At 76.5% G+C, this 1768-nt stretch carries 1 protein-coding gene; it reads right to left on the bottom strand.

The genetic code is table 11. The features are described from left to right. Window positions 1-1768 (bottom strand): alpha-amylase family protein (locus ABEB16_RS20195; RefSeq protein WP_345713989.1); only part of this gene is annotated, 1768 nt, incomplete at both ends.

The raw sequence follows: 1768 nt of genomic DNA, 5'->3' as shown, positions 1-1768 counted from the left end.
CGCGCCCCAGCGGGCGGCGTCGGCGTCCTCCAGCACGTCCGCCGCCGCGGCCAGCCCGAGCTCCGCCAGCCGCGCGCCCGGGAAGGAGCGCCAGCCGGCCGTCACGTTGTACAGGCCCAGGAACGGGCCCAGCGGGTGGCGGCGCAGCACCGCCAGCACGCCCGGGTCGGCGGGGTCGAGCACCTCCGGGGCCACCGAGGCGTGCAGGTGCGCCAGCCCCGCGCGCACCCGTGCGGTGCGGGCCAGGCCCTCGAAGGCGCGCGCGTGCACGCTGCCCGGGGTGTGGCGCGCGGCGACGGCGGCCTCGGGCAGCCGGGGGCGGTGCGCCCAGCGGTTGTCGTCGCCGTGGCCGGGTTCGAGGGCCCAGCCGTGGTCGTTGCCCAGCCCGAGCTCGTCACCGCTCCACACCACGGGGACGCCGCCCCAGCCGCAGACCACGGCGTGCGCCAGCAGCAGGCGCGCCACGCCGTCGGCGGCCGCCTCCGCGGCGTCCGCGCCGTCCTCCTCCAGCGCCGCCTGCAGGCCGGTCAGGGCCGCCGCGGTGCCGCTGACCCGGCGGTCACCGGTGGCCGGGTTGTGCTGGAACACCAGGCCCCGGGCGGGGGAGCCGGGGAAGGCGCCGGTGTACCAGTCCGACAGGAACGCCCGGTGTCCCGGGCCGGACAGGCCCACGGCGGCGGCGTCGGCGTCGTCGACGGCCCAGCCGATGTCGTCGTGGCAGCGCACGTAGGTGATCCACGCCGTGGACGCCGGCACCGGCGGCAGCTGCCGCAGGGCCCGCACCGCCAGCCGCACGTCACCGGACGCCAGCATCGACCACACCTGCACCATCAGGCCGTTGTGGTAGGCGAGGTCGGACACCTTGCCGTGGTGCTCACCGCGGCCGAGGTAGTGCACGAGGTCGCCCGGCGCGACGATCGCCTCGGCCTTGAACACCGTGGCCGGGCACGCCACCCGCACCAGCGCCCGCAGCGCGCGGGTGATGGCGTGCACCTCCGGCTGGTTCTGGCAGCTGGTGCCCAGCCGCTTCCACAGGAAGGCGATGGCGTCCAGCCGCAGCACCTCCACGCCGAGGCCGGCGAGGAACAGCACGACGTCGGCGTACTCGGCGAAGACGTCGGGGTTGGACCAGTCCACGTCCCACTGGAAGGAGTTGAACGTCGTCCACACCCAACCCTGCAGCTGCGCGTCCCACGTGAAGTTGCCGGGGGCGAAGTCGGGGAACACCTCCGGCAGCGTCGTCTCGAAGGCGTCGGGCACCGAGCGGTCGGGGTGGACGTGGAAGTAGGCGCGGTAGCGCTCCTCACCGGCCCGGGCGGCCACCGCCCAGGGGTGCTCGCGGGCGACGTGGTTGAGGACGAGGTCCAGGACCAGGCTGATGCCCGCGGCGCGCAGCTGCCGCGCCAGCTCGCGCAGGTCCTCCACCGTCCCCAGGTCCGGGCGCACCCTGCGGTAGTCGGCCACCGCGTAACCGCCGTCGCTGTCGCCCTCGCGCGGCAGCAGCAGCGGCATCAGGTGCAGGTAGCCCACGCCCAGCTCGCGCAGGTAGCCGATGCGCCCGGCCACCGCGCGCAGGTCACCGGCGAAGCGCTCGGTGTAGGCGGCGTAGCCCAGCAGCCCGGGGTCCTGGAACCAGTCGGGGCGCAGCTCCCGGGCGGTGTCCAGCCGCGCCAGCTCGGCGTCGCGGTCGAGGAAGGGCAGCTCCGCCGCCCGCGCCCGCCGCCGGCCCTGGTCGGCGGCCGCGGCCGGGGGGTAGACGGCGGCCAGG

The sequence above is a fragment of the Kineococcus glutinatus genome (assembly GCF_039542765.1).
Lineage (GTDB): Bacteria > Actinomycetota > Actinomycetes > Actinomycetales > Kineococcaceae > Kineococcus_A > Kineococcus_A glutinatus.
This window is presented reverse-complemented; position numbering and strand designations above follow the sequence as displayed.